Below are 16708 nucleotides of genomic sequence, written 5' to 3'. Positions count from 1 at the left end.
TACTAAGCTTCTTTTTTATTAACGTAAAATATTACCACTTATTACTTTCCCCCTTATTTTAATAACATTCTTCTTATTATTCTCAAAAACGACACAGAATAAGTGATTTCAATCACTACATAGATTTTAATTTATCGCTATTCTTAATTTAGATATTACATTAAAACTTTATGGAGGCATTCATATGGAACATACATTTACTGAAACTTCAATTGTTGGTGAGATTGTTACACAATTTCCGAAAGCTAGTGATCTTTTTAAATCATATAGAATAGATTTTTGTTGTGGCGGTAATAAGCCACTTATTGATGCAATTCATGAAAGAAATTTATCAGCTACTGAAGTGCTTACAGAGTTAAATACGCTTTATCATAATACGAAACGATTAAATGAATCGGAAATTGATTGGAAAAATGCTTCTTATCGTGAATTGATTGATTATGTTATAAATAAGCATCATCGCTATTTAAATGAAGAATTACCACAGTTAAGTCCATATGTGACAAAAGTATTACGTGTTCATGGGGCAAGTCAGCCTCATTTAGCTCAAATTCATAAGCTATTTCATGAACTTAAAATGGAATTAGAACAGCATTTAATTAAAGAAGAAATGGAAGATTTCCCATTAATTTTAGAATTTGAACAAAATCCAACTGATGAAAATTATACAAAGTTACGTAAAGTAGTGGATGAACTAGAAAATGAGCACAATCATGCTGGAAATATTATAAAAGAACTTCGTAAAGTGACAAATGACTTTACTCCTCCAGAAGGTGCTTGCGGTACTTATCGACTTGTTTACCAACGCCTCGAAGCGCTAGAGTCTGATTTATTTGAGCATATTCATTTAGAAAATAATATTTTATTTCCGCGTGCCATTACGAAAGCATAAATCAAGTGCAGGACATGAGTGTAAATACTTATGGCCTGCTTTTTCGTTTCGCGAAAAATATTCACATCCCCTTCACATAAAACCGAATTTTAACAATTTGTGAATCATTATAAAAATGTGATAAATATCACATCTCCCCCTTATTTGATTTTCTATAATAAAAATATAATCCTTTGTTCAATATTTCACATAAAAAGGGGAAACGAAAATGAAAAAACGTTTAGTTATGATCGGGAATGGTATGGCTGGCATTCGCTGTATGGAAGAAATCTTAAAACATGATAGTGATTCATATGAGATTACTATTTTTGGAGATGAACCGCATCCAAACTACAACCGCATTATGCTCTCTCATGTTTTACAAGGCAAAACAAATATGCAAGATATCATTATGAATGAATACAGTTGGTATGAAGAAAACGAAATAACTTTGTATACGAATGAAAGAGTTCAAAGTATTAACCGAGAAGAAAAAATTATTATTACAGAAAAGAAGCGGACTCTTACATACGACAAGCTCATTATCGCAACAGGTTCTAGTGCTTTTATTTTACCTGTTGAAGGTTCCGCACTTTCTGGTGTAACAGGATTTCGAACTATTGAAGATACACAATTTATGATAGATACCGCTAAAGAAAAGAAAAAGGCCGTTGTCATTGGTGGCGGGTTACTCGGTTTAGAAGCCGCAAGAGGTCTAATTGATTTAGGAATGGACGTACATGTTGTTCATTTAATGCCTAGCTTAATGGAGCAACAACTAGATACGAAAGCAGCTGCTCTTCTGCGTGAAGATTTAGAAGCACAAGGCATGAAGTTTTTAATGGAAAAGAAAACTGTAAAAATTCTTGGTACAGACCATGTTGAGGGCATTCAATTTGAAGATGGTGAAGTTGTAGATTGTGATTTAATCGTAATGGCTGTCGGTATACGCCCAAATACGCAAATAGCAAAAGATGCTGGTCTAATTGTAAATCGCGGTATTGTAGTCAATGACTATATGCTAACAAATGATGAGTCCATTTATGCAGTTGGAGAATGTGCAGAGCATGACGGTATCGCATATGGACTTGTTGCTCCTCTTTATGAACAAGGTGCGATATTAGCAAAACATATAACAAATTTACAAACTGATGGATATTCGGGCAGTATCGTCGGTACACAATTAAAAGTTGCTGGTTGTGATTTATTCTCTGCTGGCCAAATTTATGAAGATGATCAAACGAAAGCAATATCCATCTTTAATGAATGTAAACGTTCCTATAAAAAAGTATTAATTCGTGATAATAAAGTCGTCGGTATCGTTTTATACGGTGATACAGCTGACGGTACCCGCCTCTTTAGCATGTTAAAGAAAGAAGAAGATATACAAGAATATACACCAGCTTCCATTCTTCACAAAGCTGGTGAAGAATGTGAACTTGACGTTGCTACTATGAGTGCGGATGACACAATTTGCGGATGTAATGGTGTTACGAAAGGCACAATCGTTCACGCCATTTTAGAACAGGAGTTAAAGACTTTTGAAGAAGTTAAAGCCTGTACGAAAGCCGCAGGGTCTTGTGGTAAATGTCGTCCGCTTGTAGAACAAGTTTTATCTCATACACTTGGAGATGCTTTTGATGCTTCTGCACAGTCTACCGGTATGTGCGGATGTACACCTTTATCACGTGATGAAGTCGTAGCGGCCATTCATGAGAAAAGTTTAAAATCTCCAAAAGAAGTACGAAACGTTCTTGGTTTTGTACATGAAGATGGATGTTCGAAATGTCGTCCTGCTTTAAACTACTATTTACGTATGGCGATTCCAGAAGAATATGAAGATGATAAATCATCCCGTTTCGTGAATGAAAGAATGAATGGTAACATCCAGCACGATGGTACCTTCTCTGTTATTCCACGTATGTACGGAGGCGTTACAACAGCAGATGATTTAATGAAAATTGCTGAAGTTGCGAAAAAGTACGATGTTCCACTTGTGAAAATTACAGGTGCGAGCCGAATTGGCTTATACGGTGTTAAGAAACAAGATTTACCTAACGTATGGGCTGAATTAAATATGGCTTCTGGATATGCGTATTCAAAATCTCTTCGTAATGTAAAATCATGTGTTGGCTCTCGTTTCTGCCGTTTCGGTACGAAAGATTCATTAGGACTTGGTATGTTGCTTGAACAATCATTAGAAATGGTAGATACACCTCATAAAATGAAGATGGGTGTAACGGGCTGTCCGCGTAACTGTGCGGAAGTACTGACGAAAGATTTTGGCGTTGTTTGTGTCGAAAATGGATACCAACTTTATATTGGCGGAAATGGTGGTACGGAAGTACGCGAAGCTGATTTTGTAATGATTGTCCCTACTGAAGATGATGTCCTTCGCATCGCTACAGCTTACATGCAATATTATCGTGAAACTGGTATTTATGGAGAGCGTACTGCCTACTGGACAGAACGATTAGGCTTCGATCACATAAAGGAAATACTGCAAGATGCAAATATGGTCACTAAGTTAAATGAACGTTTCCAAAAAGCTCGTGGCACATATAAAGAAGCATGGGGACAAGCACTAGAAACGAAATCATTAAAAGCGATGTATGAAGTAGAAACTGTGAAATAAGGAGCTGTGATCTATATGATACAAACGAAAGAAAAAATAAAAGTTATGCGTGCAGAAGACCTTCCTATTCAAATCGGTAAAGAGGTACAAATGAAAGGTATGTCTATCGCCCTATTCCGCCTTTCAAATGGCGATATTCGAGCTGTAGAAAATCGTTGTCCTCATAAAAACGGGCCATTAGCGGAAGGTATTATATCTGGAGAATTCGTCTTTTGTCCACTACATGATTGGAAAATTTCACTACTAACAGGTGAAGTTCAAAAACCTGATGATGGTTGTATTCAAACGTATGAAGTAGAAGTTATTGACGGGGATATTTATATATACATGTAATTTACAAAAGGAAGCCTCCCCTGGCTTCCTTTTAAATAAAAATAGACGAGGTGCGAATATGAACGGATATGTATATTTAGTTGGTGCAGGACCAGGTGATGAAGGGCTTATTACAAAAAAAGCGATAGAGTGCTTAAATCGTGCAGATATCGTCTTATATGACCGCTTATTAAACCCTTCCTTTCTTAATTATACAAAAGAAACATGTGAACTTATTTATTGCGGAAAAATGCCAAAGAATCATACTATGCGTCAAGAAATGATTAACGCACACCTCCTTCAATTTGCGAAAGAGGGAAAAATCGTAGTCCGCTTAAAAGGCGGAGATCCATCTATTTTTGGCCGTGTTGGTGAAGAAGCAGAGACTTTAGCATCAGCAAATATTCCATATGAAATTGTACCAGGTATTACATCTAGCATCGCCGCTAGTATCTATGCAGGTATTCCCCTCACCCACCGTGACTACAGTAATAGCGTCACTTTATTAACCGGACATGCAAAAGGTCCTTTAACCGACCATGGAAAATATAATTCATCTCACAATAGCGACACAATTGCCTACTACATGGGTATAGAAAACTTACCTACAATTTGTGAAAACTTACTACAAGCAGAAAAAAAAGAAGATACGCCAGTAGCAGTCATTGAATGGGGTACAACTGGTAAACAGCGCGTTGTCACAGGGACACTGTCTACCATTGTTTCTATTGTCAAAAACGAAAATATTTCTAATCCTTCTATGACAATTATTGGTGATGTCGTTTCCTTACGGGATCAGATCGCTTGGAAAGAACGTAAACCATTACACGAGAAAAAAGTTTTATTTGCATCTGCAACGAATAAAACAAGTTCAATGAAGCAAAAGTTACAAGAAGCCGGTGCAGAAATATATCAAATTCCTACTTTCAAAAAGGTAGAATACACATTAACACTTGAACAAATCAATGAAATTTTTAACGTTAATCGTCTTGTTTTTTGTTCAGCTGAAAGTGTAGAAATATTGATGCAATCATGTAGTAAACACCAAAAAGATATTCGTTCTTTACAAGCGCAACTACAACATATGAACGTTGCCACTCAAGAAAAACTTATGCAATATGGGCTACTAAGTAAACAAGCAGAGTTCTCTTCCAATACAACAGTTTATTTAGGACGAAACATTAACCGAATTGCTGTTATTCAAGAAAAAATTGGTGCTGGTTCCTATATGATGACTCATGAGTACACAATTGATCATCGCTTCGATGAAATTCATTCACGTATGCTTTCTGAATTCTCATGGGATAGCATTGTATTTGAAGGTCGTGCTTCTATTGATACGTTTCTAGCAGAAATAAAACGCCTTGGCTTTATCAATATTCTTACTCTCCCATTCTCGTATACCGATGTTCCAACTTTATACTATGCAAATAAAGTTGGGTTTCATAACGTAGATCATCAATTACAAGAAACTCTTATGAAGAAAGACATGGTGAGACAATGAAAGGAATTGTATATGTTGGACATGGGAGCCGGCTACAAGAAGGTAATGAACAATTCATTCAATTTATTCAATCTGTTATGAAAGAGCGAAACGAAAGAATTCAAAAAATAGCTTTTCTAGAACTAACGACACCTACTATTTCGGATGCAGTTACAGAAACGATAATAGAGGGAGTAACTGAAATAATGATTGTACCTGTTTTATTATTTGCAGCAGCTCACTATAAACGTGATATTCCTTTTGAAATAGAACAACTACAAAAGAAATATCCACAAATAACATTTTCAGTTGTACCTCCTTTTAGTACACATCCACATATGGTGGAACTTGTAGTGAAAAGAATACGTGAAGCTATGCCAATGCAAAATAGTAGTATTTTACTCGTAGGACGAGGCAGTAGTGATACACAACCGATATATGAGTTACAACAAATCGGAGCAGCTATCGAACGAAAACTTGGTATGCCAGTATCCTGTTCCTTTTTAACGAAAGGAACTCCCTCTTTTACTGCCGAGCTCAAGGCTATAACATCGACTGCGTCCCATGTATATGTCATGCCATACCTTCTCTTTACCGGATTATTACTTCAAAAAATTGAATTGCATACAAAAAAATACAATCATGTTACGACTTGTAACTGTCTTCAGTTTGATACATATATGAAACTAACATTGTTAGAACGAATGGAGGAATGCATATATGTATAACATGTACCCTCTTATGTTTAATCTACAAAATAAAGTGGTTGTTATCATTGGTGGAGGTAAAATTGCATATCGAAAAGCGTCTGGATTAAAAGATACAGGCGCTTTCGTCACTGTTGTCAGCCCAGAAATTTGCGAGGAAATGAAGGAACTTTCTTATATTACTTGGAAGCAAAAAGCTTTTAGTAATGATGATATTAAAGATGCTCACCTTATTTATGCAGCTACAAATCAACACGCTGTAAATATGATGGTCAAACAGGCCGCTCATGATTTCCAGTGGGTTAACGTTGTAAGTGATGGTACAGAATCATCTTTTCACACACCTGGCGTTATAAGAAATAATGAATATGTTGTCACTATTTCAACTTCTGGTAAAGATCCATCATTTACGAAGCGTTTGAAGCAAGAACTAACATCTATATTGCCTAAACTTATAAAAAAGATTTCTCGTACACATAAATTGTAATCTATTTCTTAGTTAAAATAGTAATTACCTTTGGACAAACGTTTTTTAGGGGACGTTTGTTCTTTTTATTGTAGTTCTGTTCTTTTATTTCACAAGCAATCTATGAAGAAAATAAATGGTGTTTGCAACTTGTAAACAAATAAATTTCATGACAAGTGTAACATTACGAGCAACTCTTTCTATTCAGTTTTTATATTGGATATTCATTCAACCAAATTAGCGCTTGTTCATAATCATCAAAAAACTCCACGGATTCTTTTGTATTGGATTGTTGTAAATACTTCAGTATCTCTCCTTCTTCAAGAAGAAATGCAATTGCCTTACTATGATTCAAAATGGTTTCATTGAAGAACTTATCTTTCCATACTTTTTGAACAGAAAAATGATTTGGGGTATACCCTTTTCTATCCACCAACAATTTGTATTTCCGACCCTCAGAAATAAATTGCTGACAAACCTGCTCAAAATCATTAAACCATTCATACACATCCTCTGTATTAATCTGGCCAATTAGATGGGTAACAATCAAATCTCCTGAAACTATTGTGCTGATATTCTGTTTACTCAACTTTTAATCATCTCCCTTAGTGGCAATTATGCATAAAATTCTTACTTGACACTCCCACCCCATCGCTATCACCCTAAGCTCATATAACTTTAATTATAAGCGAGATTGTGTCTTTTTTTCGCAAGTCTATATGTAAATACTTTAAAGATTTCCATACGAAATAAACCCTAATAAGTTTCTTTTTTTGAATTAAGTCACTAGATTTTGAAACATGGTACAATTGTAAACGACACCCAATATATGAAAGACTGCTTTCTTCTCATATCTATAGGACTTCTGTCCATCATTTACCGCCTCAAATCTTTTCGTTTTTGCACGTATATTCAAAACAAAATATATGATAAATAAATAACGACAGTTACTGTAATAATGCTGAAAATTGTTGAAAATAAAACGATTTGTGCATGTAATTCAGGCTCTATTTGATATTCCATAGCAATGGTTGATGTATTTCTTGAAGTAGGAAAAGAACTTGCAATAAATAACGATTGTGCAACAATACCATCGATGTTTAGTATGTATATTACAGCAAGTGCTAATAATGGTCCCATCAGTAACCTTCCAATTAAAGCCCATGTTATGACTCGATGGAAAAAATTAAGTTTAATGTTGGATAATTGCGCCCCTAGCAATATGAGTGCTATTGCAACAAAACCATTCGCAAGCTGATTAAGAGGTAGCAAGATAGAATTAGGTATTTGAATTCTAAAAGATTGAAAGAGAACCCCTAATACGAGCGCATGAAATACAGGCAGTCTTAGAAATGATTGAATAATACCTCCGATTGTTTTTGTTGCTGATAGTAAGTTATATATCCCATATGAATAAGTTAAAAGATTCTGGAAAATCACAATAAAAATCTGAATGGAAACCCCCACTGGATTGTGACTGAAAATCAATTGACTTACTGGTAACCCATAATTACCGGAATTCATTAACGAAATGCTATTTTTTAGAGCTGCACTTTCTCCTTTTTCTAACTTTAATGTTTTTGAAATGAAATGACTTACTATGATTAGACTCAGACTATAAAGCATTAAATAGTATATTATTTGGAGCAACAAACCTGTCTCTATACTAATATCATATATATTCACAAATACAGCCGCTGGCATTAAGCAATAAGTAATAAGTGTAGAAAGCTGCTTTAAGTTAAATTGGAACTTTCTTTGTAAGATTGCACCAATTAGCATTAATATTAATATTGGTAATATTACGTCTAGTATAATAAAAACAAACATGTAAAACCTCATTCTAAATATATTTTAGTTGGATTAAACACTTTACTAAATATGAATCACATTTAATCAGTCGGAAAACCCCTTCAATTCTCAATAATCAGAAAAACTTAAACCAATAATATGAAAATGTGCATCAAAAATTCTTATTTCATTTCCCTCTCCTCTCTTTTCTTTAACATACCAAATATAACTCATAAAGAAAATTATGGATTATTTATACAAATTCATAATTTTATCTTATTGACCTAAACTATCTTCTTTATTTTAAGTATACTTTTTCACAATATCCATTAACCTTACCAAAAAATTTGGCCCTAAAAAAATCTGATAATGCAGTTACTATGCGAAGGATACTTGCATCAATCCTATACTTGTCGCTTAAACTACCTAACACACCTGATACTTGTTTATCTTGAGTGGACTTATATTTTTTTCATCTAAACATCCCGATTCAATTAAATATTTGCATTCTAAAAATGAGTTCGATCTTTAGAATAGATTTAAGATTTCCTTAATTAATCTGCCCTTTAATTGAATAACTTTTGACATCTTCATTTTAAAAGCACATTCTTATAGAAAACAAGCGTTTATTGAGAGATCAATAAAAACATGTTGAAGCCTATTACTAAAAGAACCATCCCAAAATACTTTGGGATGGTTCTTTTTCCTTATTAATGATTCTTTAACATCACTAACAGCTTTTCTTGACTATACATCCACACTGTAATGATTAAACAAGCAAGTGCGACTTCTGATAATGCCATAAATCCAATTGCATAATGGCCTGTTAGTTGGAATAGTAATGTTAAAATTAGGGGCGGGAAGAACCCTCCTAGTCCGCCTAAAGCTGAAACGAGTCCATTTACAATACCTGCTTGTTCTGAGAAGTACATTGGAACGAGTTTAAAGATTGTACCATTACCAATGCCTGCACAAAATGCGACTAGTAAGCAACCAAATGTATACACGTTCATACTAGGCATGAATGATAAAATAATACCTGAAAGTGTTAAACCGATAAATACGAAGATTAATATTTTAAATGGATTAAACTTATCGCCGAGCCAACCACCAATCGGACGCATAATTGTTGCGAGTACGATGAATCCTGCAGTTCGCATACCAGCATCTACTTTCTCTAATCCGAAGTGAGATACTAAAAAGTTTGGTAAGTATACTGTAAATGCGACAAATGATCCGAATGTTAAAAAGTAAAAGATACATAAAAACCAAAGTTTCTCATTTTTATATACACCTTTTATTTGTTCCATTAATGGTGTATTCACCTTTTTCTCCTTACGATCACCTAATAAAAAGTTCATAAGTGCAAATGCTGCAAGTAAAACTAAATAACATTGTACTGTCGTTCTCCAGCCAACTGAAGTTGCGATAACAGGCGCTAAAAATGAAGTAATTGCTGTTCCGGCGTTACCGACACCGTAAATACCATTTACAAAACCATGACTCTCTTTCGGAAAGTATTTTGGTAAAGAAGTTACTCCTACAGAGAATACAGCACCACCGATTCCTACAAATAATCCACCAATAATTAAATCCATCATAGAATTGGCAACACTAATATAAAAGACAGGAAGTAATAATAGAATAAAACTAATAAAGAATAATTTTCTTGCTCCGAAACGATTTGTCCAATAACCAATTGGAATGCGAAGAACAGAACCTAAAATAACGGGTACTGCTGTGACCATAGAAATTTGCCCCGCAGTTAATGGGATATCCACTTTAATATAAGGCATTAATGATGATAAAATGACCCATACCATAAAACCTATAATTAGATTAGAAGTTTGTAAGCTTAATTGAAAATTAGGACTTTTCATCCTGTTCCCTCCTATGTATGCATAGTTATATTCATTCTCTCCAGCCTAATCACGTCGTAACATGATTAGGTCGAAAAGAATCAACCACCACTTACTGGCGGAATCATCGCCACAGTATCACCAGTTTGAATGATGTCATTCTCATTTGCATACTCTTCATTTATAGCTACCATGATTTCATTTGAAATCGCTACGTTGTATTTCTTAATGAGTACCTTCTTTAGTTCAGCAACTGTAATATTTTCACAATCGATTTGTAATGCTGGCTTACTTACTTCTTCTTGTAAATGTGCAAATAATAGTACTTCAATCATATTCTCATCTCCTCTTCAGGCTCACCATTCTCATATGCTACATTCTCTAACTGATCACCAATCCATGATTCACCATCTTCCCAAAATTCTTTCTTCCAAATTGGAACGATTTGTTTTATACGCTCCATAATATATTCGTTCGCCTCATAGGCTGCTTTCCGGTGTGGTGTAGAAACAGCGACGACAACAGCAAGATCAGAAATTTGTAATGTACCAATGCGATGTGTAATGGCGACAAATGTCCCAGGCCACCTCTCTCCTACTTCAGTACCAATTCTCTCAAGTTGTTTTTCTGCCATTGTTTTATATGCTACATACTCTAAATGTAGCGTACGACGTCCTTTCGTAAATTCTCTAACAGTACCAACGAAAGTAGTAACTGCGCCACACTCACGACGAATTACTTTGTTTGTAACTTCCTCAATTGAAATAGGTGTATCAATTACTTCATAATACGTTTGTATCATTTTGCACCTCTTATCTTTGTATAAGTTAGTAATCTATTTTTCTATTATTTGTATGATCGAAGTGGTTCTTCCCAAGGCCACTCACTTCCAGCGTTTGATTCTAATAACAGTACCGAAACAGTTATTCCTGCTTCAAATCCTCTCGTTCCTCCCGGCAGGACGATAAATGCGTTCGCCTCTGCAAGTGAAGAAATTGCACTAGATTTATCTAAACCAACTGGTATAGCTTGCAATGTTCCATCTACAATTTCCACTTTCCCTCTTACAAATCGAGTAAATGGATTTGCTTTCGGAAAGTCTTTTTGTAATATTGCCTCTGCACGAAATACGTGCGGATTTTTCTTATACAAGTATGTTCGAATAACTGGCCGAACAAATAATTCACAACCGACATAGCAAGCAGAAGGATTACCAGATAAACCAAATAGTAGTTTTCCTTCTACCTCAGCTACAGTTGTCACACTTCCTGGTCGCATCGCTATTTTGTTAAAAAGTACATTAGCTTGTAACCTCTTATGAATAGCAGGTAAATAGTCATAATCTCCTACCGAAACGCCACCAGTTGTAATTAAAATATCGACTTCTTTCATCGCTTTTTTTACAGTGTTATAACACGTCTCTAAATCGTCAGCGAATTGCCCATAATACTGTACAACTCCGCCGGCTCGTTCAATTTGAGCAGCAATCATATAAGAGTTACTATTTCGAATCTTTCCTAGCTTTAATTGTTCATGTACTTCAAGCAGTTCGCTTCCTGTCGTTACAATTCCAATGACTGGCTGTTTTACAACATATACCGTACTATAACCAAACGTAGCAAGAAGCGCTGCAACTCCAGGATTAATAACAGTCCCTTTTTTCACAAGGATGCTATTTTGGTTTACATCTTCTCCTTTAAGAGAAATGTTATCGCCAGAAGAGAAAGAGCGTTTTAATACCATATAAATCTTTTCGTTTTCTTCAAATCCTTCCGTTAGCTCTAACATAACAACCGCATTACACCCTTCCGGAATTGCGGCACCTGTCATAATACGGACAGCTTGAAATGCTTTCACTTCTTCTGTAAAAACAAAGCCTGCTCCAATTTCGCCAATTACTTCAAACTGAATGGGGTTACTACTACTCGCTTCTTTTGTATCTTCCGCTCGAATCGCAAACCCGTCGTACGGAGAGCGATCAAAATGCGGAACATCATGATCTGCAATAACATCTTCTCCAAGTGTTCTACCGTAGCTTTCTATAAGAGAAACCTTTTCTATTTCACCTTGGTAAGCATATTCCATTACACGTGCAACTGCTTCTGCCACTGGAATTGGTATACGTTTTTCTAACATTCTTTTTTCACCTCGTTTTAATAAGGGGCAACTCTCTTTCTGTTCATCCTATATATTTTGCGTATAATCGTTTTGCTATTTTCACATCATTTGTTCCATGAATAAATGCCCTACCGTCTGTAAATAAAACGAAACGATATTCATCAATTAGAAATGATAGTAAGTAAGGCGTTTTTTGGACAAGTACACTTTTTTGTAATCGTTTTTGAACTTCCTCTAAATGAAGAACACGTTTTATCCCTGGACGGATTTGAACCGTATTCCGTCCACATAGCACTTCCGTTTTCATCTGTGCTTCAAATGTTAAACTTGGATACGTGCGTGTATTTCCACAAGATGGACATGTATTTTTCTTCTGTCTATTTACTTTTAATGAGAGATATTGATTGTTCCAAATATCAAATGATAACATTGTCCCTCTTAATGATTCATAATCATCCACCAATATTTTCATCGCCTCTGTAACTTGGTGAGCAACAACCATTTGTACAGCTGGCTGAATGATTCCGGCTGTATCGCATGTTGCACCGCCCATAGGATGATCCATTAGACAGCGAAAACATGGTGTTTTCCCAGGAAGAATTGTATACGTTACACCGTAACTCCCAATGCATCCGCCATATATCCAAGGTATATTTTCTTTTTGTGAAATGTCATTTATAAGTAGACGCGTATCGAAATTGTCAGTCGCATCTAATATGAGATCCACATCTTTTGTTAACTCTTCTATTTCTCGCATTGTGACATCTGTTACAACTGGTACAATTTCCACTTCAGAATTAATCTTTCTTACATGTTCTGCTGCTGCAATTGCTTTTGGTTTACACTGCTGCGCATCTTCTTCTGTATATAACTGCTGCCGCTGTAAATTACTCCATTCGACGTAGTCACGATCAGCAATTGTCAATTTCCCAATTCCCATCCTAGCAAGTGCTTCTGCATTCGCAGCTCCTAGCGCACCCGCACCGATTAGGAGCACATGCTTTTCTCTTATTTTTCTTTGTCCCATTTCACCAATTCCAGAAAACAACACTTGTCTTGAATAACGCTCTTGCATAAGAAATCCTCCTTTCACTATCCACCAATGTAAGACATTTCAACTTTTGGACGTTTACTTGTACTTTCAACCGTTCTTTCATCTGAATATCGATCTGTTCTATATCGCCATGTATCATTTAAAATTTTTAATAGTGATGCATCAGAAATATTTTCTCGAAGAAGCGTTCGCAAATCCGTTCCTTTCGCTCCAAATAGGCACGTGAAAAACTTGCCGTCTGCCGAAATACGAGCTCTCGTACAAGAAGAACAAAATGACTCAGAAACAGAAGTAATAAATCCAACTTCTGCATTACTCCCTACATATCGATACAATTTCGCAACCTCTCCAAAATAACGAGGCTGAGCGGGCTCAATTGGATATACACGATTAATTTTCTCTATTAATTGTTCCTTCGTAATGACTTCTTCAAAATTCCATCCGTTTGTACTGCCTACATCCATAAACTCAATGAAACGGAGCTGAATTTCTTTTTCTTTAAAATAACGAGCCATATGAAGAATTTGACTATCATTCATCCCTTTTTTTACGACCATATTTACCTTTACTTCTAATCCAGCAGCATTTGCTGCTTCTATTCCTTTCAGTACAGGTTTTGTACTTACATTTCTTCCGTTAATTTTTTTGAAGACATGGTCCTCTATCGCATCTAAACTAATATTTACACGTTTTAATCCCGCGTCTTTTAGCGCCTTAGCTTGTTTTGCTAAATGAATTCCGTTTGTTGTGAGTCCGATGTCTTTTAAGCCTTCTAGATTTGTAAGTCTTGCAATTAATTTCGGTAAGTCTTTACGCAATAAAGGTTCACCGCCAGTAAGCCTAATTTTATTAACTCCCATACTTATAAATAATCTCGCTAACCTTTCTATTTCATTAAATGTTAATAAACACTCTTCCTGTAAAAAAGCATAATCAGGTCCGAACACTTCAGCAGGCATACAATATGTGCACCTAAAATTACAACGATCAATAACTGAAATGCGTAAATCTTGAAGTGGCCGCTTTAAAGAATCTTTCATGTTCTCGTGCATCTATATCCCTTCTTTTCTGCTGCAATCCTTAGTAAGCTTTCATTTTTTTATTTGCCTTCATTATAAAAAAGAAGCTACATATTCAATGTGACTTTTCTCACATCACTTTCCCCATTCAAAAATTTTTCACAAATCCGTTCGCATTTTGTTCACATCTTTAGCCACTCCTCCTTACGGTCATTGAAATTTCAATTTATTTTTAAATAGCTCTTGCATTTTCATCATACTTACACTCAAAATAGGAAATGTATTGCTTATAAGAAGAAAGGTGATCACTGTGGCAAACAGTATGACATTATCTCAAGATTTAAAAGAATTACTTGCATCTGTTGAATATAAAATGCAGATAAAAAAAGGTAGTTTTATTTTTCAAGAAGGTATGGAGGCAACAGAACTCTATATCATTCACTCAGGAAAAGTACAAATTAGTAAACTTAGTGCTGACGGACAAGAATTAACACTTCGAATTTGTTCGGAATATGACATTATTGGAGAATTAACATTGTTCACGGATAATGCAAAATATTTATTAAACTCAAAATGTCTTGAAGATGTTGAAGTAGGTGTAATAAAACGTGAAGCGTTAGAAAAAGCATTACTCCAAAAACCCGCTCTTGTATTTGAATTTATGAAATGGATTAGTGAACATTTAAGAAGAATGCAAACGAAGTTCCGAGATTTAGTATTACACGGCAAAAAAGGTGCCCTGTACTCTACTCTTATACGAATGACAAATAGTTACGGTGTATTAAAAGAAAATGGTATTCTCATCGATTTACCATTAACGAATCAAGAACTCGCTAATTTCTGTGCAACTTCACGTGAAAGTGTAAATCGAATGTTAAATGAATTAAAAAAGCAAGGTACAATTTCAATTCATAAAGGAAAGATTACAATCCACGATTTACAATTTTTAAAATGTGAAATTGCTTGTGAAGATTGCTCTGCTTCTGTTTGTAGCATTGATTAGCATCTTATTTAGATGCTAATCTTTTTTCAATTTAAACTACTTATTAACGTTTATTCCCTATGTAAACAAAAACGAGGCCTTCCATATTAGACCTCGTTTCGTTTTAACCATTAGCTCCTATCCGTTTACAGCAGTATTATTTTTTCAACTCATTAGGAATACGTCTTCTGTAAATCACATAACTACGGCTTACATATTTAATTGGGGCACTAAATACATGTACAAGTCTTGTAAATGGCCACACTGCGAAAAGCCCCATCCCTGCGAGAATGTGAATTTTAAACCATATTGGTACTTCCATCATATATTCAACTTTCGGTTGGAAAATAAAGAGACTTCGGAACCAAGGGCCAATCGTTGTACGATAATCAAATCCTTTTGAATCGATATTTAAAAATGTTGAAGAAAGTCCTGCTAGCATTACGATAAGTAATAAAATAAGCGCAATATAATCTCCCTTTGTACTCGTTGCAATGATACGTTTTACAGTTACGCGGCGGTACGTTAATATAATTAAACCGATAATAGAAGCAACACCTGCCGGAAGTCCGAAACTAATTGCTACTACATGATACATATGCTCAGAGATACCTATTGAACGGTATACAGCTTCTGGAATTAAAATTCCCATAACATGACCGCCAATTACGAACATGATCCCAAAGTGGAATAATAGACTCCCGACCCGGAGCATCTTCTTTTCTAATAGTTCACTAGATTTTGATGTCCATCCAAATTGATCATAGTTGTATCTAAAAATATGTCCACCGATAAAGATTGCAAAAATGATATAGGGAAACAATACCCATAGAAATTGATCCATCATTTTAACAACTCTCCTTTCTAATTTGTCTGTACACCCCATGTTTCGATAGCGAGTAGAACAGCCGCAAGAATTGGTTCATACATACTGTCTGCTTCTTTTAATTGAACGTGTAACGCTTGTATATTCTCCGTGTATTTACTCATAATTGGTTCACTGTCTATCTCATTTGCATTTGCAAAGAACTCAAGCAATAGCGGTAAATAATCAGGTAATTCTTTATCTGTTACTTCAAAACCAGATTTTTTATAATGCTGTTTTAACTCCAGTAATTCAATACCTCTTTCTCTTTGTTCACCAGTGTTCATATAAGTAAGATACATATTTGTTTTCTTACCAAAATCGAATGTATATACGTAACTATCAATGAGTTGATCATTCGTTTTATTTAGCACTTGCTTTATAAAGGCTGTAAGTGACGCTTTAACGTCTTCCTGTTTTATTGTTTCAACCTCTTCTTGCAATTCAGTTACAGCTTCTCTCCACCCTAGTTCAGGATAGGAGAGAAGAAAAGAAGAACAAGAAAAAGCTGTTTGTAAACTTTGTCTCATAATTTTCTGCCCCCTT

General features: G+C 35.2%; 17 protein-coding genes and 1 pseudogene. 7 read left to right on the top strand and 11 right to left on the bottom strand.

Going from position 1 to position 16708, the window contains the following annotated elements:
* Positions 1–184 precede the first annotated feature (184 nt).
* The 6 genes from ric to HMPREF1014_RS10745 all read left to right on the top strand — a co-directional run bounded on the left by ric (position 185) and on the right by HMPREF1014_RS10745 (position 6495).
* On the top strand, positions 185–892 hold the full coding sequence (gene ric / locus HMPREF1014_RS10770; protein WP_000401360.1) for an iron-sulfur cluster repair di-iron protein: 708 nt from the start codon (positions 185–187) through the stop codon (positions 890–892).
* Between the two features lie 208 nt (positions 893–1100).
* Positions 1101–3506, top strand: coding sequence for an NADPH-nitrite reductase large subunit (gene nirB / locus HMPREF1014_RS10765; protein ID WP_000746946.1), 2406 nt, complete (start codon positions 1101–1103; stop codon positions 3504–3506).
* Positions 3507–3521: 15 nt separating this feature from the next.
* The gene (gene nirD / locus HMPREF1014_RS10760) at positions 3522–3839 is read left to right on the top strand and encodes a nitrite reductase small subunit NirD (RefSeq protein WP_000616686.1); all 318 of its coding nucleotides are present in this window, start codon (positions 3522–3524) and stop codon (positions 3837–3839) included.
* A gap of 58 nt (positions 3840–3897) precedes the next feature.
* Positions 3898–5322: a uroporphyrin-III C-methyltransferase gene (locus HMPREF1014_RS10755; protein WP_001014973.1), complete on the top strand. Its 1425-nt coding sequence runs from the start codon at positions 3898–3900 to the stop codon at positions 5320–5322.
* A complete protein-coding gene (locus HMPREF1014_RS10750) occupies positions 5319–6029 on the top strand; it encodes a sirohydrochlorin chelatase (protein ID WP_000676476.1) in 711 nt (236 codons plus the stop codon). Before HMPREF1014_RS10755 ends, HMPREF1014_RS10750 begins: the two co-directional genes overlap by 4 nt.
* Positions 6022–6495, top strand: coding sequence for a precorrin-2 dehydrogenase (locus HMPREF1014_RS10745; RefSeq protein WP_000282595.1), 474 nt, complete (start codon positions 6022–6024; stop codon positions 6493–6495). The genes HMPREF1014_RS10750 and HMPREF1014_RS10745 overlap by 8 nt, the downstream gene beginning before the upstream one ends.
* A gap of 190 nt (positions 6496–6685) precedes the next feature.
* Here the strand turns inward: HMPREF1014_RS10745 and HMPREF1014_RS10740 are convergent, their stop codons facing one another.
* The 9 genes and pseudogenes from HMPREF1014_RS10740 to moaA form a co-directional block, all read right to left on the bottom strand.
* The gene (locus HMPREF1014_RS10740; protein ID WP_000043362.1) at positions 6686–7063 is read right to left on the bottom strand and encodes an STAS/SEC14 domain-containing protein; all 378 of its coding nucleotides are present in this window, start codon (positions 7061–7063) and stop codon (positions 6686–6688) included.
* Between the two features lie 323 nt (positions 7064–7386).
* Positions 7387–8304, bottom strand: a complete 918-nt coding sequence (locus tag HMPREF1014_RS10735) for an AEC family transporter (RefSeq protein ID WP_000497509.1) — start codon at positions 8302–8304, stop codon at positions 7387–7389.
* Between the two features lie 304 nt (positions 8305–8608).
* Positions 8609–8737 (bottom strand): annotated as a pseudogene (locus HMPREF1014_RS10730) (PspC domain-containing protein); the annotation flags it as partial.
* A 238-nt stretch (positions 8738–8975) separates the two neighbouring features.
* The gene (gene narK, locus HMPREF1014_RS10725) at positions 8976–10145 is read right to left on the bottom strand and encodes a nitrate transporter NarK (protein WP_000841857.1); all 1170 of its coding nucleotides are present in this window, start codon (positions 10143–10145) and stop codon (positions 8976–8978) included.
* 80 nt (positions 10146–10225) lie between these two features.
* Positions 10226–10459 carry a molybdopterin converting factor subunit 1 gene (gene moaD, locus HMPREF1014_RS10720; protein ID WP_000573682.1) on the bottom strand — a complete coding sequence of 78 codons (234 nt, stop codon included), beginning with the start codon at positions 10457–10459 and terminating at the stop codon, positions 10226–10228.
* Positions 10456–10926, bottom strand: coding sequence for a molybdenum cofactor biosynthesis protein MoaE (locus HMPREF1014_RS10715; protein WP_000616829.1), 471 nt, complete (start codon positions 10924–10926; stop codon positions 10456–10458). The genes moaD and HMPREF1014_RS10715 overlap by 4 nt, the downstream gene beginning before the upstream one ends.
* A gap of 44 nt (positions 10927–10970) precedes the next feature.
* On the bottom strand, positions 10971–12260 hold the full coding sequence (locus HMPREF1014_RS10710) for a molybdopterin molybdotransferase MoeA (RefSeq protein ID WP_000890782.1): 1290 nt from the start codon (positions 12258–12260) through the stop codon (positions 10971–10973).
* 43 nt (positions 12261–12303) lie between these two features.
* Positions 12304–13317 (bottom strand): molybdopterin-synthase adenylyltransferase MoeB, encoded by a 1014-nt coding sequence (locus tag HMPREF1014_RS10705; protein WP_001158128.1) that lies wholly within the window; start codon positions 13315–13317, stop codon positions 12304–12306.
* Between the two features lie 17 nt (positions 13318–13334).
* The gene (gene moaA / locus HMPREF1014_RS10700) at positions 13335–14348 is read right to left on the bottom strand and encodes a GTP 3',8-cyclase MoaA (RefSeq protein ID WP_000545030.1); all 1014 of its coding nucleotides are present in this window, start codon (positions 14346–14348) and stop codon (positions 13335–13337) included.
* Positions 14349–14625: 277 nt separating this feature from the next.
* Between moaA and HMPREF1014_RS10695 the strand changes: the two genes are divergently transcribed.
* Positions 14626–15318: a Crp/Fnr family transcriptional regulator gene (locus HMPREF1014_RS10695; protein ID WP_000013866.1), complete on the top strand. Its 693-nt coding sequence runs from the start codon at positions 14626–14628 to the stop codon at positions 15316–15318.
* 136 nt (positions 15319–15454) lie between these two features.
* Here HMPREF1014_RS10695 and narI read toward each other — a convergent pair whose 3' ends face one another.
* A complete protein-coding gene (gene narI, locus HMPREF1014_RS10690; protein ID WP_000969225.1) occupies positions 15455–16144 on the bottom strand; it encodes a respiratory nitrate reductase subunit gamma in 690 nt (229 codons plus the stop codon).
* A 17-nt stretch (positions 16145–16161) separates the two neighbouring features.
* Entirely contained in the window at positions 16162–16692 is a 531-nt protein-coding gene (narJ, locus tag HMPREF1014_RS10685; protein WP_001249925.1) for a nitrate reductase molybdenum cofactor assembly chaperone, read from the bottom strand.
* Positions 16693–16708 lie beyond the last annotated feature (16 nt).

This window comes from Bacillus sp. 7_6_55CFAA_CT2 (assembly GCF_000238655.1).
Taxonomy (GTDB): Bacteria; Bacillota; Bacilli; order Bacillales; family Bacillaceae_G; genus Bacillus_A; species Bacillus_A cereus.
The sequence above is the reverse complement of the archived record's forward strand: the minus strand, read 5'-3'. Positions and strand labels throughout refer to the sequence as shown.